At 73.4% G+C, this 25,457-nt stretch carries 18 protein-coding genes; 7 read left to right on the top strand and 11 right to left on the bottom strand.

Annotated elements, in window-relative coordinates; genetic code table 11:
* Positions 1 to 4 precede the first annotated feature (4 nt).
* Positions 5 to 4,936, top strand: a complete 4,932-nt coding sequence (locus RBH18_RS00275) for an NAD-glutamate dehydrogenase (protein ID WP_306203737.1) — start codon at positions 5 to 7, stop codon at positions 4,934 to 4,936.
* Here RBH18_RS00275 and RBH18_RS00280 read toward each other — a convergent pair.
* Positions 4,914 to 5,702, bottom strand: coding sequence for an alpha/beta fold hydrolase (locus RBH18_RS00280; protein WP_306203738.1), 789 nt, complete (start codon positions 5,700 to 5,702; stop codon positions 4,914 to 4,916). The two genes, RBH18_RS00275 and RBH18_RS00280, sit on opposite strands and share 23 nt — an antisense overlap.
* A gap of 52 nt (positions 5,703 to 5,754) precedes the next feature.
* On the opposite strand from RBH18_RS00280, the gene RBH18_RS00285 reads away from it, so the two are divergent.
* Entirely contained in the window at positions 5,755 to 6,387 is a 633-nt protein-coding gene (locus RBH18_RS00285) for a TetR/AcrR family transcriptional regulator C-terminal domain-containing protein (protein WP_306203739.1), read from the top strand.
* Here RBH18_RS00285 and RBH18_RS00290 read toward each other — a convergent pair.
* The gene (locus RBH18_RS00290; RefSeq protein ID WP_306203741.1) at positions 6,314 to 7,459 is read right to left on the bottom strand and encodes an MFS transporter; all 1,146 of its coding nucleotides are present in this window, start codon (positions 7,457 to 7,459) and stop codon (positions 6,314 to 6,316) included. The two genes, RBH18_RS00285 and RBH18_RS00290, sit on opposite strands and share 74 nt — an antisense overlap.
* Positions 7,460 to 7,509: 50 nt before the next feature.
* Here RBH18_RS00290 and RBH18_RS00295 point away from each other — a divergent pair, with 50 nt between their 5' ends.
* Entirely contained in the window at positions 7,510 to 9,687 is a 2,178-nt protein-coding gene (locus RBH18_RS00295; protein ID WP_306203742.1) for a heavy metal translocating P-type ATPase, read from the top strand.
* A 377-nt stretch (positions 9,688 to 10,064) separates the two neighbouring features.
* On the opposite strand, the gene RBH18_RS00300 is transcribed toward RBH18_RS00295, so the two are convergent.
* The 5 genes from RBH18_RS00300 to RBH18_RS00320 form a co-directional block, all read right to left on the bottom strand.
* Positions 10,065 to 11,738, bottom strand: coding sequence for an acyl-CoA mutase large subunit family protein (locus RBH18_RS00300; RefSeq protein WP_306203743.1), 1,674 nt, complete (start codon positions 11,736 to 11,738; stop codon positions 10,065 to 10,067).
* A 44-nt stretch (positions 11,739 to 11,782) separates the two neighbouring features.
* Positions 11,783 to 14,530 (bottom strand): putative bifunctional diguanylate cyclase/phosphodiesterase, encoded by a 2,748-nt coding sequence (locus RBH18_RS00305; RefSeq protein ID WP_306203744.1) that lies wholly within the window; start codon positions 14,528 to 14,530, stop codon positions 11,783 to 11,785.
* A gap of 72 nt (positions 14,531 to 14,602) precedes the next feature.
* Entirely contained in the window at positions 14,603 to 15,718 is a 1,116-nt protein-coding gene (locus RBH18_RS00310) for a sugar ABC transporter substrate-binding protein (RefSeq protein WP_306203745.1), read from the bottom strand.
* Positions 15,719 to 15,787: 69 nt separating this feature from the next.
* Positions 15,788 to 17,302, bottom strand: coding sequence for a GGDEF domain-containing protein (locus tag RBH18_RS00315; RefSeq protein ID WP_306203746.1), 1,515 nt, complete (start codon positions 17,300 to 17,302; stop codon positions 15,788 to 15,790).
* Positions 17,303 to 17,371: 69 nt separating this feature from the next.
* Positions 17,372 to 18,745: a glycoside hydrolase family 3 N-terminal domain-containing protein gene (locus RBH18_RS00320; RefSeq protein WP_306203747.1), complete on the bottom strand. Its 1,374-nt coding sequence runs from the start codon at positions 18,743 to 18,745 to the stop codon at positions 17,372 to 17,374.
* A gap of 118 nt (positions 18,746 to 18,863) precedes the next feature.
* Between RBH18_RS00320 and RBH18_RS00325 the strand changes: the two genes are divergently transcribed.
* From RBH18_RS00325 to RBH18_RS00335, 3 genes are all read left to right on the top strand, one after another.
* Complete coding sequence (locus RBH18_RS00325; RefSeq protein ID WP_306203748.1) at positions 18,864 to 20,045, top strand: ROK family transcriptional regulator; 1,182 nt, start codon at positions 18,864 to 18,866, stop codon at positions 20,043 to 20,045.
* Positions 20,046 to 20,245: 200 nt separating this feature from the next.
* Entirely contained in the window at positions 20,246 to 21,058 is an 813-nt protein-coding gene (locus tag RBH18_RS00330) for an ABC transporter ATP-binding protein (protein ID WP_306203749.1), read from the top strand.
* A 1-nt stretch (position 21,059) separates the two neighbouring features.
* Positions 21,060 to 21,962, top strand: coding sequence for a ribokinase (locus RBH18_RS00335; protein WP_306203750.1), 903 nt, complete (start codon positions 21,060 to 21,062; stop codon positions 21,960 to 21,962).
* On the opposite strand, the gene RBH18_RS00340 is transcribed toward RBH18_RS00335, so the two are convergent.
* The 4 genes from RBH18_RS00340 to RBH18_RS00355 all read right to left on the bottom strand — a co-directional run bounded on the left by RBH18_RS00340 (position 21,959) and on the right by RBH18_RS00355 (position 24,441).
* On the bottom strand, positions 21,959 to 22,885 hold the full coding sequence (locus tag RBH18_RS00340) for a methyl-accepting chemotaxis protein (protein WP_306203751.1): 927 nt from the start codon (positions 22,883 to 22,885) through the stop codon (positions 21,959 to 21,961). The genes RBH18_RS00335 and RBH18_RS00340 overlap by 4 nt on opposite strands.
* A complete protein-coding gene (locus tag RBH18_RS00345) occupies positions 22,882 to 23,424 on the bottom strand; it encodes a PAS domain-containing protein (protein WP_306203752.1) in 543 nt (180 codons plus the stop codon). The genes RBH18_RS00340 and RBH18_RS00345 overlap by 4 nt, the downstream gene beginning before the upstream one ends.
* Before the next feature lie 187 nt (positions 23,425 to 23,611).
* Positions 23,612 to 23,980 carry a DoxX family protein gene (locus RBH18_RS00350; RefSeq protein WP_306203753.1) on the bottom strand — a complete coding sequence of 123 codons (369 nt, stop codon included), beginning with the start codon at positions 23,978 to 23,980 and terminating at the stop codon, positions 23,612 to 23,614.
* A complete protein-coding gene (locus tag RBH18_RS00355) occupies positions 23,977 to 24,441 on the bottom strand; it encodes a DUF6232 family protein (RefSeq protein WP_306203755.1) in 465 nt (154 codons plus the stop codon). The genes RBH18_RS00350 and RBH18_RS00355 overlap by 4 nt, the downstream gene beginning before the upstream one ends.
* 87 nt (positions 24,442 to 24,528) lie before the next feature.
* Here RBH18_RS00355 and RBH18_RS00360 point away from each other — a divergent pair, with 87 nt between their 5' ends.
* On the top strand, positions 24,529 to 25,302 hold the full coding sequence (locus tag RBH18_RS00360) for an enoyl-CoA hydratase/isomerase family protein (RefSeq protein WP_306203756.1): 774 nt from the start codon (positions 24,529 to 24,531) through the stop codon (positions 25,300 to 25,302).
* Positions 25,303 to 25,457: the final 155 nt, after the last annotated feature.

A 25,457-nucleotide genomic window follows, 5' to 3' on the forward strand; every position in this document is an offset into this window, starting at 1 on the left:
TGCCATGCCCGCAACCGACGAGGCAGCTCACGAAAGCGATCCGGAGCTGGACTTCGGCCCCGGTCCCGGTCTCGCCCTGACGGGCCGGCTGGGTGCGTCCGAGGAGGATCTCGACGAGCCGCTGCCCAACGCCGAGCGCCTGGTGGCGCAGGCCGTGGCCCGGGCCGGCGAGGACCACGCCACGGCCACGCTGGTCGACCGGTTCTGGCGGTTCGCCCCGGACGAGGAGCTCGTCGGCTACACGCCGGAGGAGATGTTCTCCGCCGCCCGCGAGCACCGTGAGCTGGCCGCCGCCCGGCTCCCCGGCGAGCTGAAGCTCGACATCAGCGCGCCGTGCGAGGACCAGCCGCACACCGTCATCTCGATCGTGACCGACGACATGCCGTTCCTCGTCGACTCGACCACCGCGCTGCTCACCGCCCACCAGCTCCAGGTGCACCTGCTCGTGCACCCGCTCATCGTCGTGCGCCGCGAGCCGCTGGGCGCGCTGGCGCAGGTCGAGGCCAACGTCGAGCCCGACGACGCGATCGAGGGCGACCTCGTGGAGAGCTGGATCCGGGTCGAGATCGATCCCGTCCGCACCGAGGAGGCCCGCGAGCAGCTGCACAACGAGCTGCGCCGGGTGCTGACCGACGTCCGCGACGCCGTCGACGACTGGCCCCGGATGCGCCAGCGGGCCCTGGTCATCGCCGACGAGCTGGCCACCGCGCGGGGCACGGAGTCCAAGCTCCCGGTGCCGGACAAGGACGTCACGGACTCGGTCGAGCTGCTCAAGTGGCTCGCGCACGACCACTTCACGTTCCTCGGCTACCGCGAGTACCACCTGGACGGCGATCTGCTGTCGGCCGTACCCGGAAGTGGTCTGGGCATTTTGCGGGGTGACCAGAGCACCGCGCGCAAGCTGTCGTCGATGGCCCCCGAGGCCCACCAGCGGGCGCTGGAGAAGCGGCTGCTGGTGATCACCAAGGCGAACTCGCGGGCCACGGTGCACCGCTCGGCCTATCTGGACTACATCGGCGTCAAGGTCTTCAACGACCAGGGCGAGGTGTGCGGCGAGCGGCGCTTCCTCGGGCTCTTCTCCAGCTCGGCCTATCGCACGAGCGTGCGCGAGCTGCCGGTCGTGCGCCGCAAGGTGATGGAGGTGCTGGACCGCTCGGGCCTGTCCCCGCGCGGGCACTCCGGCAAGGACCTGCTGCAGATCCTGGAGACCTATCCGCGCGACGAGCTCTTCCAGATCAAGACCGATGACCTGTACGAGGCCGTGATCGGCGTGCTGCGCATGGCCGGCCGCCGCCAGCTGCGCCTCTTCCTGCGCCGCGACGGCTACGGCCGGTTCATCTCGTGCCTGATCTATCTGCCGCGGGACCGGTTCACCACCGGCAACCGGCAGGCCATGCAGGAGATCCTGCTGCGCGAGCTGAACGGCGTCGGCGTCGACTACACGACCCGGGTGACCGAGCGGATGCTGGCCCGGGTGCACTTCATCGTGCGCACCGACCCGGCCGACCCGCCCGGCGGCGTCGACCCCAACGTGCTGGCCGAGCGGCTCGCCGACGCGACCCGGATGTGGGACGACGACTTCTCGCTGGTGCTGGAGCGCAAGGTGGGCGAGGAGCCGGCCAAGGAGCTGTTCCAGCGCTACACGGCGGCGTTCCCCGACAGCTACAAGGACGGCCATACGCCGTACGAGGCCGTGCTCGACATCGCCAAGCTGGAGCTGCTCGAGGAGTCCGGCCAGCTGGAGATGCACCTCTACCGCAAGCGGCGGCTCGACCGGGACGGCTGCGCCGAGCCGGACGACAGCGACGTGCGGTTCAAGGTCTTCCGCTACGGCGAGCCGATGATGCTCTCGGCCGTGCTGCCCGTCCTGCACTCGCTCGGCGTCGAGGTGGTCGACGAGCGGCCCTACGAGGTGCGGCGGGCCGACGGGACGGTCTATCTCTACGACTTCGGCCTGCAGCCGCCGTCGTCGCATCACGAGCTTTCCGAGGTACGCCCCCAGGTCGAGAACGCCTTCGCCGCCGCGTGGCAGAACGAGACCGAGGTGGACGGCTTCAACGAGCTGGTCCTGCGGGCGGGGCTCACCTGGCGGCAAGTGGTGGTGCTGCGCGCCTACGCGAAGTACCAGCGGCAGACCGGCAACGTGTTCTCGCAGCGCTACGTGGAGTCGACCTTCGTCGCGTACCCGGAGATCACCCGCCTGCTCGTCCGGCTCTTCGAGACGCGCTTCTCGCCGCGGCTGGAGGTCGGCGAGGGGGAGCGCATCCGGCGTGCCGAGGACCTGGTCGAGCGGATCACCGAGCTGCTCGACGGCGTGGAGAGCCTCGACCAGGACAGGATCCTCCGGTCGTACCTGCGGCTGATGCAGGCTACGTTGCGCACGAGCTTCTTCCAGCGCGGTGCGGACGGGCGGCCCAAGTCGTACGTGGCCTTCAAGCTGGACCCGACGGCGATCCCCGACCTGCCGCAGCCCCGCCCGAAGTTCGAGATCTTCGTCTACTCGCCGCGCTTCGAGGGCGTCCACCTGCGCTTCGGCGCCGTGGCCCGGGGCGGGCTGCGCTGGTCGGACCGGCGCGAGGACTTCCGCACCGAGGTGCTCGGCCTGGTCAAGGCGCAGATGGTCAAGAATGCCGTGATCGTGCCGGTCGGCGCCAAGGGCGGCTTCGTGCTCAAGCAGCGGCCGGGCGACCGCGACGAGGCCGTGGCCTGCTACAAGCTCTTCATCGGCGCGCTGCTCGACGTCACCGACAACATCCACAGCGGCAAGATCGTGCCGCCGGTGGACGTGGTGCGCCACGACGGCGACGACCCCTATCTGGTGGTGGCCGCCGACAAGGGCACCGCGACGTTCTCAGACACGGCCAACGAGATCTCGGTCGGCCGCGACTTCTGGATGGGCGACGCGTTCGCCTCCGGCGGGTCGGCGGGCTACGACCACAAGAAGATGGGCATCACCGCCCGCGGCGCGTGGGAGTCGGTCAAGAAGCACTTCCGCGACCTCGGCACGGACACGCAGACGCAGGACTTCACGGTGGTCGGCGTCGGCGACATGTCCGGCGACGTGTTCGGCAACGGCATGCTGCTCTCCGAGCACATCAAGCTGGTCGCCGCGTTCGACCACCGGCACATTTTCCTGGACCCGGATCCGGACCCGGCCGCCTCGTGGGCGGAACGCCGCCGCGTGTTCGACCTGCCCCGCTCGTCGTGGGCCGACTACGACCCGGCCGTCATCAGCGAGGGCGGCGGCGTCTATCCGCGGTCGGCCAAGTCGATCCCGGTGTCCCCGCAGGTGCGGGCCGCGCTGGAGCTCGGCGACGCGACGGCGGTCAGCCCGGGCGAGCTGATGCGGGCCATCCTCGCCGCCCCGGTCGACCTGCTGTGGAACGGCGGCATCGGCACCTACGTCAAGGCGACCACCGAGACGCACGCCGAGGTCGGCGACAAGGCCAACGACGCGATCCGGGTCAACGGCGCCGACCTGCGGGTCAAGGTGGTCGGGGAGGGCGGCAACCTGGGGCTCACCCAGCGCGGCCGGATCGAGTTCGCCCGCTCGGGCGGCCGGATCTTCACCGACTTCATCGACAACGCGGCCGGGGTCGACTGCTCCGACCACGAGGTCAACATCAAGATCCTGCTCGGCGGCGCGGTCACCGACGGGGAGCTGACCCTCCCCGAGCGCGACGAGCTGCTCGCGGCGATGACCGACGAGGTCGGCGCGCTGGTGCTGCGGGACAACTACGAGCAGGCCACGGCGCTCGGCAACGCCCGCCAGCAGGCCCACTCCCTGCTGCCCGTGCACCGCCGCATGCTGCTGGCGCTGGAGCAGTCCGGCCAGCTCAACCGCGAGCTCGAGGCCCTGCCCAGCGACAAGGAGCTGGCCGCCCGCTACGAGAACGGCGAGGGGCTGTCCACGCCGGAGTTCGCGGTGCTCCTGGCGTACGTGAAGATCTCGCTGGAGCGGCAGGTCCTGGCCGATCCGATCGTCGACGAGGAGTGGACCCACGGCGTCCTCGCGCGCTACTTCCCGACGCCGCTGCGGGAGCGCTTCGCCGCGCGGATGGCAGGCCACCGGCTGCGCCGCGAGATCATCTCGACCAGCCTGGTCAACGAGGTGGTCAACCGGGGCGGCACGTCGTTCGTCTTCCGCGCGATGGAGGAGAGCGGCGCGTCGGCGGCGGACGTGATCCGGGCCTATGTCGTCGTCCGCGAGGTCTACGGCCTGCGGGATCTGTGGGCGGCGGCCGAGCGGCTGGACAACAAGGTGCCGACCTTCGCGCAGACGCTGGTCTATCTGGAGACCCGGCGGCTGCTCGACCGGGCGGTCCGCTGGCTGGCCGGCAACCGGCGCTCCCCGCTGGACGTGGCCGGCGAGATCGAGCGGCTGCGCCCCGGCGTCGGCTCCCTGCTGGAGCGGCTGCCCGAGGTCGTCATCGGCGCCGAGCGGCGCTCGCTCACGGCCCACGCCGAGATGCTCGTCGGCAACGGCATGCCGGAGGAGCTGGCCCAGGGCGTCGCCCGCGTCGTCTACGGCTTCGGCATGCTCGACATTCTGGAGACGGCCAAGGCGACCGGCCGGGACGTGCGCGACGTGGCCGACGTCTACTTCGTCCTCTCCGAGCGCTTCCAGATCGACGTGCTGCTGTCGCACATCTCGCGGCTGCCGCGCGGCGACCGCTGGCAGACGCTGGCCCGGATGGCGCTGCGCTACGACCTCTACTCGGCGCTGGCCGGGCTGACGGCGGAGGTGCTGCAGACGGCCTCGCCGGACGCCTCGCCCGAGGACAAGGTGGCGGAGTGGGAGCAGGTCAACGCGGCGTCGCTGGCCCGCGCCGGCAACGCGATGGGCGACGTCGCCGAGTCGCCGGCGGACCTGGCGGCGCTGTCCGTCCTGCTCCGCCAGATCCGCACCCTGGTCAAGACGTCGTCAGCGGGCTGACGAAGCGCTCGATCGCGGCCGCCAGGCGCCCCGGCGCCCGCAGCTCGGCGTTGTGGCCCTGTCCGTGCAGCACCAGTCGTGTGGTGCGCGGCAGGGCCCGCTCCAGGGCGTCGAGCCGGGCACCGAGATGCGCGGGGCTCCTGTCGCCGCCGATGAGCAGGATCGGCAGGTCCAGCTTGGCGTAGATCGGCAGCCGCACGCCCAGGGCGTCGATCGCGTCGTTGTCGTCGAGCTGGCGCACCACCCGGTCGCGGAAGCGGCTGCGGCCGAGGATCCAGCCCATTGCCGCAGCCTGGAGGGCGGGCGCCTTGACGATGTCCCGCGCGAAGATGGTCATCGCCTGCCCGGGCTTGCCGCGCTCCAGCGCTGCCCGCGCGGCGACCTGCGCGGCGCCGCCCAGCGGTGGCCCGATGACGACCGGCGGCTCGTAGAGCACGGCGCCCGCGTAGCCCCGCGGATCGGCGGCCAGCGTCTCCAGGGCCAGCACGGCGCCGGACGAGTGCCCGATCAGCACGGGCGGGCGGCCCAGCTCGCCGGCGACGGCCGAGACGTGCTCCACCTCCTCCGCCATGGTGACCGGCCGGGGGAGATCCAGCCGGTATTGCCGCCGGTGCAGCCGCACGGTCCGGAACCGGTGCCGCAGCCGGTCGGTGACCCGCTGCCAGGCCGAGGGGTCGCCCATCCCGCCGTGGATGACCAGCAGCGGGAAGCCGAGCCCCTCGTCCACGGCCTCCGCCACCGACCCGTCGATCGCCGTCACACGCATCGTGTCCTCCTTAGCAGCGCTAAGGACAATTTAGCACTGCTAAGGTGAGCCCGTGAAGGGATTGAGCCGCGACGTGATCGTGCGCGCGGCGCTGCGACTGCTCGACGACACCGGCCTCGAGGGGCTCACCGTCCGGAAGCTGGCGGCGGAGCTGGACGTGCAGTCACCGGCGCTCTACTGGCACTTTCGCACGAAGCAGGATCTGCTCGACGGCATGGCGGACGAGATCATCCAGCGCGCCGGGATGGGACCACCCGTGCCCGGCGAGCCCTGGGAGGAGTGGCTGCGCCGGCGCGCCCGGGCCTATCGCGGGTCGCTGCTGGCGAGTCGCGACGGCGCCCGGGTGGTGTCGGCGTCCGCGCGGGGCGGCAGCGCGGTCGGCGAGTTCGAGCGGGAGCTGGCGGCGATGGTCGAGGCGGGCTTCACGCCGCGGCTGGCGTTGTGGACGATCGCCGCCCTGAGCCACTACATCACCGGGCACGTGCTGCAGGAGCAGGCGGCCGTCGTGCCGGACACGGTGCCGGATCTGAGCGGCCTGCCCACGCTGGCCGCGGCCGTGCGGGACGGCGGTTTCCACGGCGACGACCTCTTCGAGCACGGGCTCGAGGTGCTCATCGCGGGGACGCGGGCTCAGCTGTCCGCAGCACCCGCGAGCCCAGCCCCATCACCACCGTCAGCGCCGTGACCACGATGAACGACGTGGTCAGCGAGGTCAGGTGCGCGATGCCGCCGAGGATGCCGGGCGCCACGAGCCCGCTGCCGTAGGCGATGCCGGCGACGCCGGCCAGGCTGCGGCCGGGGTGGTCGCCGATCCGGCCGGCGGTCACGAAGACCAGCGGGACGACCACCGCGATGCCGGCGCCGAGCAGACCAAAACCGGCGAGCGCGGCCGCCACGTGCCCCGCCAGCACCACGGTGACCGCGCCGGCCGCCGCGCACACGCCCGCCACCCGCACCGTGCGGACCGGACCGAGGCGTTGGATCACCCGGTCGCCGGCGAAGCGGGCCACGGCCATGCTGATCGAGAAGACCGACACGGTCAGCGCGGCGACGTCCGCCGAGCCGCCGACCACGTCCCGCACGTAGACGGCCGACCAGTCCAGGCCGGAACCCTCGGCGAAGACCGCGCACAGGGCGACGAGCCCGATCGGCAGCACCGCCCGGGACGGCAGCGCGAAGGCGGGCGGCTCCTCGAGCGTGGGCTCGGGCCGGTGCCGGAGCAACCAGAAGCTCGCGGTCAGCGCGACCACGGCGAGGACCGCGGCGGTGAGCGCGAAGTGGATGCGGGCGTCGAGTCCCGTCGCCGTGGCCGCGACCGCCGACCCCGCCAGGCCGCCCACGCTCCAGTAGCCGTGGAAGCCGGACATCACCGAGCGGCCGTACCGCTCCTCGATCAGGACGGCTTCCGCGTTCATGGCCACGTCGGCGAGGCCGGCGGTGGCGCCGTAGCCGATCAGGATGGCGCAGAGGGCGTACACGTCGGTGGGAAGAGCGGGCAGGGCCAGGGCCGCGCACCAGAGCAGGATGAGCACGCGGGTCAGCGCCCGCAGGTCGAAGCGGTGCGCCAGGCGGCCGGAGAGCGGCATGGCCAGCAGTGCCCCGACGCCCGGCATGAGCAGCGCGATCCCGAGCCCGCCCGCGCCCACCCCCACATGGTCGGCGATCCACGGCACGCGGGCGGCGAAGGTGCCGGTCACCGCGCCGTGGACGGCGAAGATCACGGAGGTGGCGATCCGGGCGTGACGAAGGGCGTGCATGACGGGTCACCCTACGGGCCTGGTACCCCCTAGGGGTATAAGCTGGGGGCATGACGCAGCGGATCGAGCTCGAGATCGGCGGCATGACCTGCGCGGCGTGCGCCAACCGGATCGAGAAGAAGCTGAACCGGCTCGCGGGCGTGACGGCGACGGTCAACTACGCCACCGAGAAGGCGCACGCCACGGTCCCGCCGGGCATCGACGCCGCCGCGCTGATCGCCGTCGTGGAGAAGACGGGCTACACCGCCGCGGAGCCCGCTGCCGAGCCGCCTGCCGAGAGATCGACTGCGGACCCTTTGCGTACGCGACTGCTCGTCTCCGCCGTGCTGAGTGCGCCGGTGATCGTGCTGGCCATGGTCCCCGCCTGGCAGTTCGACTACTGGCAGTGGCTGTCGCTCGTCCTCGCCGCGCCCGTCGTCGTCTACGGCGGGTGGCCGTTCCACCGGTCCGCGCTCGTCAACGCCCGGCACGGCGCCGCCACCATGGACACGCTCGTCTCGGTGGGCACGCTGGCGGCGTTCGTGTGGTCGCTGTGGACGCTGTTCCTCGGCGACGCCGGCATGCCCGGCATGACCCACCCGTTCTCGCTGCGCGCGGGCGGCGACGGCGACGCGATCTATCTCGAGGCCGCGGCCGGGGTGACCACCTTCCTGCTGGCCGGCCGGTACGCGGAGGCCCGCGCCAAGCGCCGCGCCGGCGACGCGCTCCGTTCGCTGCTGGAGCTGGGCGCCAAGACGGTGACCCTGCGCGGCGGCGTCGAGATCCCGGTGGACCGCCTCACGGCCGGTGACGAGTTCCTCGTACGCCCGGGTGAGCAGGTGGCGACCGACGGCACCGTGGTCGAGGGCGCCTCGGCCGTCGACCAGAGCCTGATCACCGGCGAGTCCGTGCCCGTCGAGGTGACCGTGGGTGACGCCGTCACCGGCGGCACGGTCAACGCCGGGGGCAGCCTCGTCGTCCGCGCCACCCGGGTCGGCGCCGAGACCCGGCTGGCGCAGATGGCCCGGCTGGTCGAGGAGGCGCAGGCGGGCAAGGCCGGGGTGCAACGGCTCGCCGACCGGGTCTCGGCCGTCTTCGTCCCGGTGGTGCTGACGCTGGCCGTGGCGACGCTGGGCTACTGGCTCGGCACGGGCGCGGGCAACGCCGAGGCGTTCACGGCGGCGGTGGCCGTACTGATCATTGCGTGCCCGTGCGCGCTCGGGCTCGCCACGCCGACGGCGCTGCTGGTGGGGACCGGGCGGGGCGCGCAGCTGGGCATCCTGATCCGGGGTGTGGAGGCGCTGGAGCAGGTGCGCCGCATCGACACCGTGCTGCTGGACAAGACGGGCACCGTGACGACGGGCGAGATGGCGGTGCGGGAGATCGTGCCGGTCGGAGTGGCCGCGGGCCCGTCCGGCGGCGAGACGGCGGCGGGGGAGTTGCTGCGGCTGGCGGGAGCGGTAGAGGCGCCCTCGGAGCATCCGCTGGGCCGGGCGATCACCGCGGCCGCGCGGGCCGCCGGCGAGCTGCCGCCGGTCATGGACTTCCGGGCCACGGCCGGCGTCGGCGTGCGCGGCACGGTGGAGGGCGCCCTGGTCGAGGTCGCGCGGGGCGCGGGCGAAGGTGCTTTCACCTGGGTCGAGGTGCGCGTCGACGGCACCCCGCGCGGGCGCCTGGCCCTGGCCGACACGGTACGCCCGTCGAGCGCCCCCGCCGTCGCCCACATGCGCCGCCTCGGGCTGCAGCCGGTGCTGGTCACCGGCGACGCACCGGCCGTGGCGTCGGAGGTCGCCGCGGCGGTCGGCATCACCGAGGTCGAGGCCGGCGTGCTGCCCGAGGGCAAGGTCGAGACGGTCAAGCGGCTCCAGGCCCGCGGCCGCCGGGTCGCGATGGTCGGCGACGGCGTGAACGACGCTGCCGCCCTGGCCCAGGCCGACCTGGGCGTGGCCATGGGCGCGGGCACCGACGTGGCCGTCGAGGCGTCCGACCTGACCTTGATGCGCAACGACCTGTGGGCCGCCGTCGACGCGGTCCGCCTGTCGCGCCGCACGGTGCAGATCATCCACGGCAACCTGTTCTGGGCGTTCGCCTACAACGTGGCCGGCCTGCCGCTGGCCGCCGCGGGGCTGCTCAACCCGATGATCGCCGGTGCCGCCATGGCCCTGAGCTCGATCTTCGTCGTCGGCAACAGCCTGCGCCTCCGCACTTTCCGCCGGACGCAACCAGAGTCGCGCGGCGCCCGGCGATGAGGTGGTAGCCACGTCATCGTCTTCAGGGGCGCCGCGCCCGCCGAAGCGGAGGCCAGAAACTCAGCAGTGCGGGCCGGACGCTCAAGTCCGGCGGATGCTCCCGAATCCGCCGGAGCGCCCGGCCCGCCATCTGCACCGCCGGCCGCGCTCGGACTGGTCCCGAAGCCCGAGGCGCCCGGCGGTATCCCCAGATCCACCTGCGGACATGACGCTACGTGATGATCACCCGACGAGGGAAGCGGTCCGTGCGGGAATTGTCCGTTCGGCCGGAAGAACGTGGGCAGCCGAGCGGGACAGGCGGTTGATCATCGGACCGCACCGGACAATTCGGGCGGCTATTGGCCACGGAGAGTAGCTGACAGCTTGATCACGCAGCGTCAGAAGCGGGCCGGTTCCCGGTAGATGCCCCACTCCTGCTTGAGGGCGCCGCAGATCTCGCCGAGCGTCGCCTCGGCGCGGGCCGCCTCGAGCATCGGCGGGATCATGTTCTCCTTCGTGCGAGCCGCCTCGATCAGCCGGGCCAGCGCCCGCTCGACCCGCTCCTCGTCCCGGGCGGCGCGGCGGGCGCCCAGCGCTCGGTTCTGCTCGACCTCGACCTCGTGCGAGACGCGCAGGATCTCCAGGTCCTTGGCGACCGTGCCGGTGTGCGCGTTGACGCCGACGATCCGCTTCTCGTTCTTCTCCAGCGCCTGCTGGTAGGCGAAGGCCGCCTCGGCGATGTTCGCGGTGAACCAGCCGTCCTCGATGCCGCGCAGGATGCCCGACGTGATCGTGCCGTCCTCGCCGAGATCCCGGATGCGCGCGAAGATCTCCTCCGCCTCGGCCTCGATGCGGTCGGTGAGCGCCTCGACGTACCAGGCGCCGCCGAGCGGATCGGCGACATTGGTCACGCCGGTCTCCTCCATGAGCACCTGCTGCGTCCGCAGGGCGATCTCGGCCGACTCGTCGGTGGGCAGCGCGAGCGTCTCGTCCAGCGCGTTGGTGTGCAGCGAGTTCGTGCCGCCGAGCACCGCGGCGAGAGCTTCGACCGCCGTACGGACGACGTTGTTGACCGGCTGCTGAGCGGTCAGCGACACCCCGGCGGTCTGCGTGTGGAACTTGAGCCACAGCGCCTTCTCGCTGGTGGCGCCGTAGTCGTCGCGCAGGTGCCGGGCCCAGATGCGGCGGGCGGCGCGGAACTTGGCGATCTCCTCGAAGAAGTCGACATGGGCGTCGAAGAAGAAGCTCAGGCCGGGCGCGAACGTGTTGACGTCGAGCCCCCGGGACAGGCCCAGCTCGACGTAGCCGAAGCCGTCGGCCAGCGTGTACGCCAGCTCCTGCGCGGCGGTCGAGCCGGCCTCGCGGATGTGGTAGCCCGACACCGACAGCGGCTTGTAGCGCGGGATCTCGCGGGCGCACCACTCCATCAGGTCGCCGATCAGGCGCAGGTGCGGCTCGGGGGTGAAGAGCCACTCCTTCTGCGCGATGTACTCCTTGAAGATGTCGGTCTGCAGCGTGCCGTCGAGCTTGCTCAGGTCGGCGCCCTGCCGCTCGGCCGCCACCAGGTACATGCAGAAGACCGGCACCGCGGGGCCCGAGATCGTCATGCTGGTCGTGACGTCCTGCAGCGGGATGCCCGCGAAGAGCACGTCCATGTCGGCCGCCGAGTCGATCGCCACGCCGCAGTGGCCGACCTCGCCGAGCGACTGCGGGTCGTCCGAGTCGCGGCCCATGAGCGTCGGCATGTCGAAGGCCACGCTCAGCCCGCCGCCGCCGGCCGCCAGGATCATCTTGTAGCGCTCGTTGGTCTGCCGGGCGTTGCCGAACCCCGCGAACTGGCGGATGGTCCAGGTGCGTCCGCGATAGCCGGTGGGATAGAGACCCCGGGTGTACGGGAACTCGCCCGGCCAGCCGATCCGCTCGAACCCGGCCACGGTGTCGCCCGGGGCCGGCCCGTAGACGGGATCGACCGGCGTGCCGGAGAGGGTGGTGAAGTCGGCGTCCCGCTTGCGCGCACTGTCGTAGCGCCGTTGCCAGCGCTCCCGGCCGGCGGCGATGTCGGCTGCGTCCATGCCGCCCATCGTAGGGCAGAACTGAACGATCCTTAAGGCGCGAGTCAGGCGGCGGTGGCGGCCTGTTCCTGCGCGGCCTCGTCCCGCGCGTTGTCCTGCACGGCCCCGTCCCGCGCGTTGTCCTGCGCGGTCTCGTCTCGCGCGCTCTCCTCTTGCGCGGGCCGTGCGGCAGCCGAGGGCTCGGCCGCGACCTCCGTCACGGTTTCCGGCTCGGCGTCCGCCACGGGCTCGGTCGCTGCGACGTCCTCCCCCGAGTCACTCGTTCCGGGCTCGTCCTGGGCAGGGCCGGCAGCGGGCGCGGCAGGGTCGGCGGCGGGCGGCGCGGAGGCGGGCGGCGCGGCGGCGGGCGGGGGGAAGGCGGTGACGGGCGCCGCGACGGCGGGCTTCTCTTCGGTGATCAGCTTCGTCACGGCCGGCGTGAAGTCCGGCGCCGGCATCAGGTCCGTCGCGATCGTGGCCCCCGACTTCACCGGCATCGCGGCGAACGCGGCCACCCCGGTCGGGGCCTTCGCGCCGGCCAGGACCCCGGTGGGCGTACCGGCGGCGCTGATGACCCCCGCGCCGGCCTGCGCCGGCGCGGTCCGGGCGCGGGGCCGCTGGCCGCCGATCGGCACCAGGTCGGCGGTGATCGGCGGCGAGAAGAGGTAGCCCTGCCCGCGGGCGCAGCCCATGGCCAGCAGCTGCCCGAGCTGCCGCGGCTCCTCGATGCCCTCGGCCACGCAGGTCAGGCCCAGCGCGTGCACCAGGTCGAGCACCGCCTTGAAGAGCACCTTGGCCTTGGTGTCCCAGGCCAGCTCGCGGACGAACGACCGGTCGATCTTGACCGTGTCCACCGGCAGCTTCCGCAGGTAGGTCAGCGACGAGTAGCCCACGCCGAAGTCGTCCAGCGAGATCCGCACGCCGAGGGCCCGGATCTCGCGCAGCGTGTGGGCCGCGGCGTCCAGGTCGGCGATCAGCGACGACTCGGTGACCTCGACGGTCAGGGCCTCACCGGGCAGGTCGTGCTCCGCGAGCGCCGCGCGCACGTCCTCGACGACCCGGCCCGAGACCAGGTACGCCACCGACAGGTTCACCGCGACCGTGAACGTCGGGTCCTCCTTGCGCCACGCGGCGAGCTGCTCCGCGGCGGCGCCCAGCACCCAGCGGTCGATCTCGACGAGCAGGCCGGCGTCCTCGGCGGCGGGCAGGAAGTCGTCCGGGGCGATCGGGCCGCGGACCGGGTGCTGCCAGCGCACCAGGACCTCGGCCGCGTGCGAGGCGCCGCTGCCCAGGTCGACGACGGGCTGGTAGGCCACGAACAGCTGATGCTCGGCGAGCGCCACGGCCAGCTCGGCCTGCAACCGGCGGCGGGCCTCGGCCTGGGCGGCGAGCTCCCGGTCGTACACCCGGAAGGTGCCCTTGCCGTTGTTTTTCGCCTCGTACATGGCCATGTCGGCCTCGTGCAGCAGCTGGTCCCGGTCGTCCGCCGAGACCGTCGCGGCGATGCCGATGCTGGCGCCCACGGCGGCGGGCAGACCCGGCTCGGCCAGCCGGTCGAGGATGCCGCGGGCCAGGGCGCGCGCGTCCTCCACGTCGCCGTGCCGCATGAGGACGGCGAACTCGTCGCCGCCGAGCCGGGCGGGCAGCGCCTTGTCCCCGGCCGCCGCCTTGAGCCGCTGCGCGACGGTGACCAGCAGCTCGTCGCCGGCCGCGTGCCCGAAGGTGTCGTTGACCGCCTTGAAGCCGTCGAGGTCGACCAGCAGCAGCGCGGCCACCGGGTCCTCGGCCAGCTCGGCGGTGAGCTTGGCGCGGTTGGCCAGCCCGGTCAGCGCGTCGTGCGCGGCGTCGTGGGCGAAGCGCTCCCGCTCGCGGACCAGGCTGCGGCTGAGCGCGGTGTTGAGGCGCAGCTCCACGAACTGCCGCCCGAACACGGCGCCGACCAGGATCACCACGGCGACCGCGGTCTCCGCGTCGAACGGGCGGCCCTGGACCATGTAGATCAGGCCGGCGACGACGAAGACCACCACCGGCCCGTACGGGACCACGTCGCCGAGCCGCGCGGACGGCTGCCACGTGTGCTCGTCCGCGGCGGGCGGCGGGGAGAGCGGCGCCAGGGCCAGCACGACCGCGGCGGCGAGGTAGCCCCCGAACACGGCCGGCTCCAGCCAGGAGACGTCGTGCAGGGCGGCGACGGCCTGGATCAGCAGCGTGACGCAGGCGAGGGCGACGGCCGTGGCGACGTCGGTGGCCGAGGTACGGCGGAGGGGCCGGCCGCTGCGCAGCACCAGGGCGACGGCCAGGACGCCGGCGGCCAGCACCGGGCAGGTCAGGTCGGTGAGCGCCGAGGCGGGGTCGCGTACCTCGCGCAGCGGCCCGAGGAAGAGCATCCACGCGGCGCCCATCAGCGCGCACGCGGCCACGAGGCAGTCCAGCAGCATCCGGAGGCGGGCGCCGAGCTCGCGGGGGAGGCCGGCGCCGGTCAGCAGGCCCGCGACCACGAGCGCGAAGGCGGTCAGTTCCAGCACGGCGGGCAGCGTGGCGGGGGGTGCCGCGGTGCCCGTACGCAGGGCAGTCACGCCGAGCGTGAGCTCCGTCCCCGCCCACAGCGCCAGCCCGGCGGCGGTGAGGATCCAGACCGGCCGGGCGTACCCGGGGCGGCGGAGCGCGGCCGTGGTGTGCAGCACGGCCCCGGCCGTCGTGGCGAGCACGATCAGCAGGGCGGCGACGGTGGCCGTGGACGCGGGGAAGAGGAAGAAGCCGGCCTGCGCCAGGGCGAGCGCCACCCACATCGCGGGGCGGAGGCGGCGTCGCATGCATTTCTCCCGTACGCAGTGGGGGGCTACCACTGCATCAGTCGGCGGGGAAGCCGCCGACCTTCGGAGAAATCAGATGCCGTTCGCCTCGCACAGGGGCGCGAAGCGGCCCGTGCAGACGGCGCTGCGCTCCACGAAGCCGTCCGCGATGACGGAACCCACATCGGCCCGGAAGATCGCCCGGGGCTGGAGCAGGACGGACGGGACGTAGGCGCCCGACTCGACGTCCTTGACCCGGTCCTTCGCCGCGGCCGTCACGCCCTGGTAGAGGCTGATCGCCAGCTTGGCCGCGGCGTCCGCCTCCTGCTTGATCGGCTTGTAGACCGTCATGCACTGGTCGCCGGAGAGGACGTTCTGCAGGCCCTGCACGGTGGCGTCCTGGCCGGTCACGGGGACGGCGCCGTTGCGGTGGGCCTTCTTGAGCTCGGCGATGGCCGCCGCGCCGAGCGTGTCGTTGGCCGCGAGCACGCCGTCGATCTCCCCGCGGGTCTGCACCCACATCTCGCGGAAGATCGTCACGGCGGCCTCCTCCTTCCAGTCGTCGACGTCCTGGTCCGGGCCCTTCAGGAAGAGGCCCTGGTCGAACAGCGGCTGGATGACCTCGTTGTAGCCCTTCTTGAACAGGGTGGCGTTGTTGTCGGTGTTCGAGCCGTTGAGATAGGCGACCATCGGGTCCGCGGCCCGGCGCTCGCGCAGGCACCGGACCAGCCCCTCGCCCTGCTGCCGGCCGACGGCCTCGTTGTCGAAGCTGACGTAGTAGTCCGCGCCGCCGTTGAGGGTGAGCCGGTCGTAGTCGATCGTCTTCACGCGGGCCGCCCGGGCCCGCTCGAGGACGGCGCTGCCGCTCGCCGAGTCGAGGTTCGCGATCATGAGCACCCGGGCGCCCGACTCGATCATCTCGTCGGCGATCCGGGCGAACTGCTCCTTGTCGCCCTGGGCGTTGCGGATGTCGACGGGCACGTCCTCGGCGTCGAAGGCCGCCTCGAGCAGCTTGGGGTCGTCGCTGCCCCAGCGCTGCGAGGTGGTGGTGTCCGGGAGGATCACGCCGACCTTGCCGGTGCCGGGGGCGCCCGCCGCGGCCCGGGGTGCGGAGCCGCCGCCGCTGTCGTCTCCGGTGGTGGTGCAGGCGGGGAGCGCGGCGGCGGCGAGCAGGCCGGCGGCGGTCAGGGCATAGAGCTTCGTACGCATCCTCAGCGCATCCTCTCGCCTGGAGTGCGGTCACGTTACCAGGCGTACGTGCAGCTCAGCCCCAAAAGTTCAACGGCTCGCGTCGATGGGTTCCCGGGAGCGCTCCCGGCGGCGGTCCTTGACGGCGTACATCGCCAGGTCCGCCTCGTGCAGCAGGCCGTCGGGGCCGTGGGTGCCGGGGCCGCCCGTGGCGTGCCCGACGCTCGCGCTCAGCGCCACGTCGGCCGTGCCGATGCGGACCGTGCCCCGCAGCGCGTCCGTCAGGGTGTCCGTCAGCGCCGCGCGCCGGTCGGCGGGCAGCTGCGGAGCCAGGACGGCGAACTCGTCCCCGCCCAGCCGGGCCACCAGGTCGCCCTCGCGCACCGCGGCCCGCATCCGGATCCCGGCCTCGACCAGCAGGCGGTCCCCGGCGGCGTGCCCGTGGGCGTCGTTGACCGGCTTGAAGGCGTCCAGGTCCAGATGGAAGACGGTCACCGGCCCGGCCGCGAGCGCCTGCTCCAGCCGGTGCAGGAACAGGGCGCGGTTGGCGAGTCCGGTGAGGCTGTCGTGATAGGCGAGGTGGGTCAGGCGGGCGGCGAGCTCGTCGCGCTCGCGCAGCAGCTCCTCGATGTGCCGGAAGGCGGCGCGCTGCCGGACGACCACGAGGATCGTCGTGACCGTCGTGCCGCCCCACACCAGCCAGCTGCGCGGGGTCAGCCCGTCGAGCGCCAGCACCGTGCCGGTCAGCGCCCACACGACGGCCACCGCACCCCAGGGCAGCAGGCTGTACGGGCGGCGCGCCGGGCGTACCCGCGGGGCCGGCGTCGCGATGTGCCGGGCCTGGACCCGCGCGGCGACGGCGAAGAGCCCGCTGCCCACGACGTTCAGGCCGTAGAGCCACGGCATGACGTCCTGGTCGAGATAGACCGAGAAGGGGACGGCCTGGAGGCCACCCTGCAACAGGGCGCAGGCGGCGTAGAGGATGCCCGCCGCCCGGCTGAACGGGGACCGGCCGGCGAGCGTCATCTTGACCATCGCGAAGATCACGACGAGGAAGAGCCCGGGCTGGACCAGCAGGGAGGCGGCGAGCGTCACGGCCCAGCCGACCGAGTGCGGGCCGTCCGGCAGCGTGAACGTGTACAGGCTGACCGTGGTGGCCGCCGCCATGACGGTGGCCGAGTCGATGCCCAGCCGCCGCCGCTCGGCGGGATCGGGCGAGCCGAGCGGGAAGCGCAACAGCCCGTGCAGCAGCACCACGATGGCGACCACGATCAGCACCAGCTGCGCGCCGGTGCCGTTGATCGCGCCGTTGGAGAGCGGGTCGCGGAAGGTGGCGCCGAGCTGCACGAGATCGCCGAGCACGAGCAGGCCGGCCGTGGCGGCGAAGGACTCGAAGAGGCGGCGCTCCGGCCGGCGCGTCGCGCTCAGCCGGGCCACCTGCCACGAGAGCAGCACGGCGGCGCTCTGCACGGTCGCCATGAGCACCCAGAACATGCCGACCTGGGCGGCGGGGGAGGCGTGGCCGAGGCCGAACGCCGCCACGCTGACGGCCGGCAGGGCGACCAGGGCGGCGAGGATCGGGTCGGCGCGGGTCGGCCGCTCCATGATCACCCCGATCCTCCGGCGCCTGCTGACGCGCGTCCCATCGGCCGCGCGGGGGAGCGCATGAGGTCCTCAGGGTGTGTGCAGCGCCTCGGCCGCGGCCCGGGCATTGGCGGGCCCGGCGCCATAGGTGATCAGGAACGCGCGCGCCCCGGCCGGCCGCCACCCGGACGGCCACCCCATCTCCACCACCGCGACGGGCTGCCGGGCCGCCAGCGCCCCGATCAGCTCCCGGATCCCGGGGTCCCGGTGCAGCCGGCGCCCGCAGAGCACGACGGGCCGTCCGGCGGCCGTGGCCAGCACCGAGTCCGCGGAGTCCGCCGCGGTGATCTCCAGCTCGGCCCGCAGCCCCCACGGGACGCGGCCCTCGACGATCGTGCGGCCGGCGTGCACCCGGACGATCAGGGCGTTCGCGAAACCCGCCGGGTCGCCCTCCACCCGCAGGGCGCGGCGGGCGGCGGCCAGCCCGATGTCGGGGCGTTCGGCCAGGGCGGCCGTCCGGGCGGCGGCCTCCTCCAGGCGGGACAGGGGCAGGCGGCCGTCGGCGGTCGCCGCGGCGATCTCGGCCACCACCGACTCCACGAGGGGACGGTCGACCCGGGCGCCGAGGCAGAGGAGATCGGCGCCGGCGGCCAGGGACAGGACCGCCGACTCGCCCGGGGAGGTGGCGAGGGCGCGCATCTCGAGGGCGTCGGTGAGGATGGCGCCGCGGTGGGCGTACTCGTGGCGCAGCAGGTCGTAGACGGCCCGGCTGAAGGTCGCGGGGTGGTCGCCCGTCAGGGCGGGGACGCGCACGTGCGCGGTCATGATCGCGCGGACGCCGGCCGAGACCGCCGCGGCGAAGGGCGGCAGGTCCCGCCGGCGCAGCAGCTCGAGCGGCGCGTCGACGGTGGGCAGGGCCAGGTGCGAGTCGGTGACCGTGGCGCCGTGACCCGGGAAGTGCTTCGCGCAGGCGGCCACCCCGGTCGACTGCAGGCCGGCCACCGCCGCCGCCGTGTGCCGCGCGACCAGCGCCGGATCCGCCCCGAACGACCGGGTGCCGATCACCGGGTTGTCGTCGGTGGTGTTGACGTCCGCGACCGGCGCGAGCCCCAGGTTGATCCCGGCGGCGGCCAGGTCCGCGCCGAGGGCGGCGTACACCCCGCGGGTGAGATCGCCGTCGTCCACCGCGCCCAGAGCGGCATTTCCCGGGTACGGGCTCCCGCGCCGATGCGCGAGCCGCGTCACGTCGCCGCCCTCCTCGTCGGCCGCCACGAGCACGTCCGGCCGGACCGCCCGCAGCTCCGCCGTCAGTCGCGCCGGATCGTCGACGTTGGAGGCGAAGAGGGTGACCCCGGCGAGACCGTCGCCCAGCAGCTCGGCGATCGCCCCGGGCAGCACCGGGCCGGGAAACGCGGCGAGCACCGTGCCGAGGGCCAGCCGGCGCAGGCCGGAGTCGGTGCTCATGCGGTCTCCCCATCGGGCGTTCGGAGTGCCATGATTTCGTGCACACGCGGGTCAGCTGTCCGCCGGGCCGACCGTTACGCTGCGCGTACGACGCCGCTGAATACTAGGGGACGGAAACATGGCCGCGACCCGCTTGCCGGGTACTCCCAGGCTGTTGCGCGCGCTCAACGACCGGGCCGCGCTCGAGCTGCTCCTGTCCCGGGGGCCGCTCACCAGGGCCCAGCTCGGCGAGCTGACCGGCCTGAGCAAGGTGACCGCCTCCCAGCTGGTCGAGCGGCTCGAGGAGCGCGGCCTGGTCCGGCGCGTCGGCGAGCAGGCCGGCGGGCGCGGGCCCAACGCGCAGCTCTACGCGGTGACGCCCGGCAGTGCGTACGTGATCGGGGTCGAGGTCCTGCCCGACCGGGTGATCGCCGCCTGTGCCGACATCACCGGGGCCGTCGTGGGCCGCAGCGAGCAGTCGACGGTCGACGGCACGGCCGACCCCGTGCGGGCCGTGCACGCGGCGGTGGTCGAGGCGGCCACCGCGGCCGGGACCACGCTCGACGCCGTGCGCCGGGTGGTCATCGGCACGCCGGGCCTGGTCGACCCCGAGACCAACGAGATCTCCTTCGCCTTCGACCTGCCCAACTGGCACCGCGGGCTCCTCGCCGAGCTGCGCAAGGACCTGAGCACCCCGGTCGTGTTCGGCAACGACGTCAACCTGGCCGCGGTCGCCGAGCAGCATGCCGGCGCGGGCAAGGACGTCGACGACTTCGTGCTCATCTGGGTCGACCGCGGCGTGGGCCTTGCCACGGTGATCGGCGGGCGGCTGCACCAGGGCGCCACCGGGGCGGCGGGCGAGATCGGCTATCTGCCGGTGGCGGGCACCGAGGTGCCACACAACGCCTCCGGGCGCGGCGTGAAGGGCGCCTTCCAGACCCTGGTCGCGGCGGACGCCGCCAAGACCCTCGGCGAGGAGTACGGCTTCAGCGGCGCCGAGTCCCCCGACGTCGTGCGCGCCGCGGTCGAGGCGGGGGAGGCCGGCGAGGCGTACCTGGACGAGCTGGCCCGGCGGCTCGCGCTCGGGGTGGGCGCCACGTGCGTCGTGCTCGACCCGCCGCTCGTGGTGCTGGCGGGCGAGGTGTCGCAGGCCGGGGGCGCGCGGCTCGCGGAGAAGATCGAGGCTGAGGTGGCGTCGATCACGCTCGTGACGCCGAAGGTGGTGATCAGCGAGATGGCGACCGAGCCGGTGCTCAACGGTGCGCTGCTGTCCGCGCTGGACGCCGTGCGCGACGAGGTGTTCGGCTCGACGACGGGCTGACGCTGTCCCCAGCCGCGCGGCGGCGCTCTCCGCGCGGGCGGTGGCGTGCGCTTCCGCTGCGCGGGGGTGGCGGGCGCTTTCCGCGCGGGCGGTGGCGTGCGCTTTTCGCGTGTACTTCCGGGTGGGCGGTGGCGGGCGCTTTCCGTGTGAGGCGGCGGCGTGCGTGCGGTTCGCGGCCTGGTGCGTGATTGGATGGACCCGTGCCTGAAGCAGCTGTCACGCCCCCTGACGACGACACCGTCATCTCGTTCGACCGCGTCAGCATCGTCCGCGCCGGCAACCACCTGGTGCGCGACCTGAGCTGGCAGGTCGAGCTGGACGAGCGGTGGGTGATCCTCGGTCCCAACGGGGCCGGCAAGACGACCCTGCTCAACCTGGCGTCGGCGCGGCTGCACCCGACCCGCGGCGTCGCGTGGGTGCTGGGCGAGCGGCTCGGCAAGACCGACGTCAACGAGCTCCGCACCCGGGTCGGCATCACCACCGGCCGGCTCGCCGACCGCGTTCCGCCGGACGAGAAGGTGCTCGACGTCGTCGTCACGGCCGCCTGGTCGGTGGTGGGCCGCTGGCGCGAGAGCTACGACCCGCAGGACGAGACCCGCGCCCGCGCGCTGCTCAGCCAGCTGGGCATGGGCCACCTGCTCGACCGGGAGTTCGGCACGCTGAGCGAGGGCGAGCGCAAGCGCACCCAGATCGCCCGGGCGCTGATGACCGACCCCGAGCTGATGCTGCTCGACGAGCCGACCGCCGGGCTCGACCTGGGCGGCCGCGAGGATCTGCTGGCCCGCCTCACCGAGCTGGCCGAGGACCCGGACGCCCCGGCCATGGTGCTGGTCACCCATCACGTCGAGGAGATTCCGCCCGGCTTCACCCACGCGCTGCTGCTGCGCGAGGGCTCGGTCGTCGCCTCCGGCCTGCTCGGCGAGACGCTCACCGCCGACAACCTGTCCAAGACCTTCGGCCTGCCGCTCGTGGTGCAGCGCTCCGGCGACCGCTACACCGCGCGGGCCGCCTGACATGGCGCCGCGCATCGTGGTCGCCGGCAGCGCCAACATGGACCTCGTCGGGCTGGCCGAGCGCCTGCCGCAGCCCGGCGAGACGGTCCTGGGCGACGACTTCCTCATGACCCCGGGCGGCAAGGGCGCCAACCAGGCCATCGCGGCCGCCCGGGCCGGGGGCGACTGCACGTTCCTCGGCGCGATCGGCTCGGACGCGTTCGGCGTGACCATCAAGGCGCGCCTCAACGCGTCGGGCGTGGACACCGAGAACGTCCGCACCAGCTACGGCTCGTCCGGCGTCGCCGTGATCATGGTGGACCGCCGCGGGGAGAACTCGATCCTGGTCAGCCCCGGCGCCAACAGCACCTTCGCCGGTCTCAGCGCCGCCGAGGAGACCGTGATCGCCGAGAGCGACGTGCTCCTCTGCCAGCAGGAGATCCCGCTGGAGACGGTGACCGCCGCCGCCCGGGCCGCCCGCGCCGGCGGCACGCTGACGATCCTCAACGCCGCGCCCGCCCGCGAGCTGCCGCCGGAACTGCTCGAGGTGGTCGACCTGCTGGTGGTCAACGAGAGCGAGGCCGAGGCGATCACCGGGTCGGCCGATCCGGACATGGCCGCGCTGCTCACCCTGGTCCCGCGCGTGGTCCTCACCCTCAGCGGCAACGGCTCCTGGTACGCGGACCGCGAGGGCCGCGACGAGCGGATCCCCGCCTTCGGAGTCGACGTGGTCGACACGACCGCGGCGGGCGACGCCTTCACCGGCGCCCTCGCCGTGGCGTGGGGCGAGGGCCGCGACCTGGTCGAGGCCGTGCGCTGGGCCAACGCCGCCGGCGCCGCCTGCGTCACGAAGATGGGCGCCTCGAACGCCCTCCCCGCCCGCGCCGACATCGACGCGGTCTACGCCCGGGGCGCCGCCGCCTAGGCCTGCCGCGCCATCGACACGAAGCGGTGGACCTCGGCGCGGAGGACCTCGGCGAGGTTGCTCAGGCCCGCCGTGCCGGAGTCGTGGCCGCCGTCGACCGCCGCGGCGATGCCGTTGACCAGGTTCGCCATCTCGCGGATGCTGCCCGTGACGGCGTCGAGCACGTTGACGGCGTCGGCGGCGGCGGACTGCACCGTGCTGACCTGGCCCATGATCTCCTCGCTGGACGCGCTGGTCTCGTTCGCGAGCGTCTTGACCTCGCCGGCCACGACGGCGAAGCCCTTGCCCATCTCGCCCGCCCGCGCCGCCTCGATCGTCGCGTTGAGCGCGAGCAGCCGGGTCTGCGACGCCACCTGATTGATCAGGTCCACGGCGTGCCGGATCTGGTCCGACGCGTTGCGCAGCGAGGTCACCGTGTCCAGGCCCCGCTCGGCGTTGCCCACCGCCTCCCGCGCGAAGTCCGCCAGCCCGTTCGCCGAGGCGCCCATCTCCGTCGCCGCCGTCGCGACCTGCTCGGAGACCGTCAGCACGGCGGACTCCAGCTCGTCGGCCAGCCGCAGCCGGGACTGGGCGGCCTCGCTGACCCGCGCCGCCGAGGCCGCCATCTGCTCGCTCGACTGCGAGATGCGCGTCGCCGCGTCCCGGAAGGCGCCCTGCATGCCGCGGGTGAGGAAGCGGCGGTGGAAGCGCTCCTCGGCGGCCGCCCCGAGCGCCGCCCCGGACTCCCGGACGAACGCGTCGGTGACGTCGAGCAGGCGGTTGAGGGCGGCCCGGGCGGCCTTCGCGTCCTCGGACTCCCCGATGGACGGCAGCCGGGACTCGAAGTCGCCGGCGGCGGCCTTGCAGCAAACCTCCGCGATCAGCCGCAGCACGGCGTCGTCGGAGGCACGGCCGGCGTCGGCCGGGGACTGGCGGCGGATCATGCGGCGGTTCCGTTCGTCAGTTCCCACACGAACTCGTCGTAGGTCAGGCCCCGCTCCCGGAGCACGTTCTGCAGCATGGCCCAGCCGGCGTCGAGGGCGGCCGGCGAGCTGTCGTGGCGGCGCTCCTCCGCGCGCAGCCGGCCGTAGAGCTCGGCGGCGGCGTGCACGGCCGCCGGCTCGGGCTTGCGCCGGCTCGAGTGGTAGCCGACCAGCTGACCGTGCTGGTCGAACGAGGGAGTGACGTGCGCCAGGACCCAGTAGTGGGCGCCGTCGGAGGCGAGATTGACGACGTACGCGAAAAGCTCCTGCTTGTTCTTGAGCGTGTCCCACAGCAGCTTGAACACGGCCCGGGGCATGTCGGGATGCCGGATCAGGCTGTGCGGCTGACCGATCGCCTCGTCCTCGGTGAGCGCCGAGATGCGGAGGAAGACCTCGTTCGCGTACGTGATGACGCCGCGCGGATCGGTCTTGGTGACGATGAGCTCGTCCTCGCCGAATGTCCGCTCGACGCCGGTCGGGGCAACCTTGGTGGCCTTCATGATGCTCTGATGGTCGCCGAACCGCCGTGTTTCGCGGGCGAAGTCCCGGAAAATGCCTCGCGTCTGACTTTTCTCGTCCTGCTCCGCTGTGGCGCGCATCGCGCTCCTGCCGCTCTGTGACGCGGATCGCGCTTCTGCCACCCTGTGCCGCGGATCGGGTGACCTTGTCCGGATCGGGCGACCTTGTTTATGTCGCGGATCGGGCGATGCGTAGTGCCCAGACGACGAGGGGCACCTGCAGCGGGAGCCGGCCGTAGGCGATCGCCCGGCGCCCGGCGCTCTGGTGGCGCCAGTCGACGGCCATCTTGACGTTCGCGGGGAAGACCGCCGCGAAGAGTCCCGCCGCGGCCAGTCCGCCGAGGCGCCGGGTGGCGGGCGTGGCGAGGGCGGCGGCCACGGCGAGCTCGGCGGCCCCGCTGACATGGGTCCACGTGCGCGGCCTGCCGGGCAGCGAGCGGGGGACGATGCGGTCGAAGGGGCGCGGCGACGCGAAGTGCAGCACCCCGGTGGCGGTCAGCGCGGCCGCCATGAGGAGGGCTTCCCTGTCCCGGCTCATCGGCTCACGGAGTCCTGCTCGACGGCGCGGTGCAGGGCGCGGTAGATCTGACCGAAGCGCTGCCGGTTGGCGGTGCGCAGCAGCAGCGTCGGGGTGCCCCGGACGTCGGCCCAGATCTCCAGGTCGTGACTGCCCCGGTCGTACGAGCGGTCGACGTGCTCGAGCAGCACGTCGGAGAGGGGGATCGCGGCGAGGCCGAGCAGCACACCGCCCCCGCCCACGGCGACGGTGGTCGTGGTGGACAGGTCGAGGGTCAGCGCCACGGCGAGGGCGAGCGCCCCGAGCACCAGCGGCGCCACCATGGCCAGCCCGAGGAAGCCCCGGCCGGCGACCGTGCCCCACTGGCGGCGGCCCCGGGTGTGCCAGACGCGGGTCAGCTCCGCCAGCCGGAACTCCTGCCCCGGCACGCGGAGGGCGGCCGACGTGACCTGCACGTCCCGGTCGCGGTAGTACGTGGTCATCGTCCTCCTCCCTTCTGGATGTTACTTACCCGGGCGTACGAGTCCTAGTCTGTCGGGGTTGACCGAGCGACCCGGGAGGTTTCGCCGATGGGCGAGTTCGTGCGGCTGGAGAGCAAGGACGGGATCGGCGTCATCCGCCTCGAGCGGCCGCCGATGAACGCGCTGAACACCCAGGTGCAGGAGGAGCTCCGCCAGGCTGCGCAGGACGCTTCGGCCGATCCGGACGTACGGGCGGTCATCGTCTTCGGCGGCGAGAAGGTCTTCGCGGCGGGGGCCGACATCACCGAGTTCACGCGGTTGACGTACCAGGAGATGACCGTGCGGGCCGCCGCGCTGTCCAGTGCCTTCGACGCGGTCGCGCGGATCCCCAAGCCCGTGGTGGCCGCCGTCACCGGGTACGCGCTGGGTGGCGGCTGCGAGCTCGCCCTCGCCTGCGACTGGCGGGTGGTCGCCGACGACGCCAAGCTCGGCCAGCCCGAGATCAAGCTCGGCCTCATCCCGGGCGCGGGCGGCACCCAGCGCCTGGCCCGCCTCGTCGGCCCCGCCCGGGCCAAGGACCTCGTCTTCTCCGGCCGCATGGTCGACGCCGCGGAGGCCCTGGCGATCGGTCTCGCCGACCGCGTGGTGCCGGCCGCCGAGGTGTACGCGACGGCCGCCGAGCTGGTCCGCCCGTACGTCACCGGGCCGGCGCTGGCCCTGCGGGCGGCCAAGCAGGCGATCGACGGCGGCCTGAACATGGACCTGGCGTCGGGGCTGGCGCTGGAGAGCCATCTGTTCGCGGGGCTGTTCGCGACGGACGACCGGATCGAGGGCACGACCGCGTTCGTGGAGAAGCGGAAGCCGGGCTTCACCGGGAGGTGATCCGGCCCGGTCCCGATGTGGCATGCCGGGATCTCGCATCCATCGATCCGTTGCCATAAAGTCTCCCTCTGTGACCGGACCCGGGCGGAAAGCGACGTCGGTACGCCGGACCGTGATCGTCGCCGCGGGGCTGCTGGCCGGGCAGGCGGCGCTCG

The organism is Actinoplanes oryzae, from assembly GCF_030757795.1.
GTDB lineage: Bacteria > Actinomycetota > Actinomycetes > Mycobacteriales > Micromonosporaceae > Actinoplanes.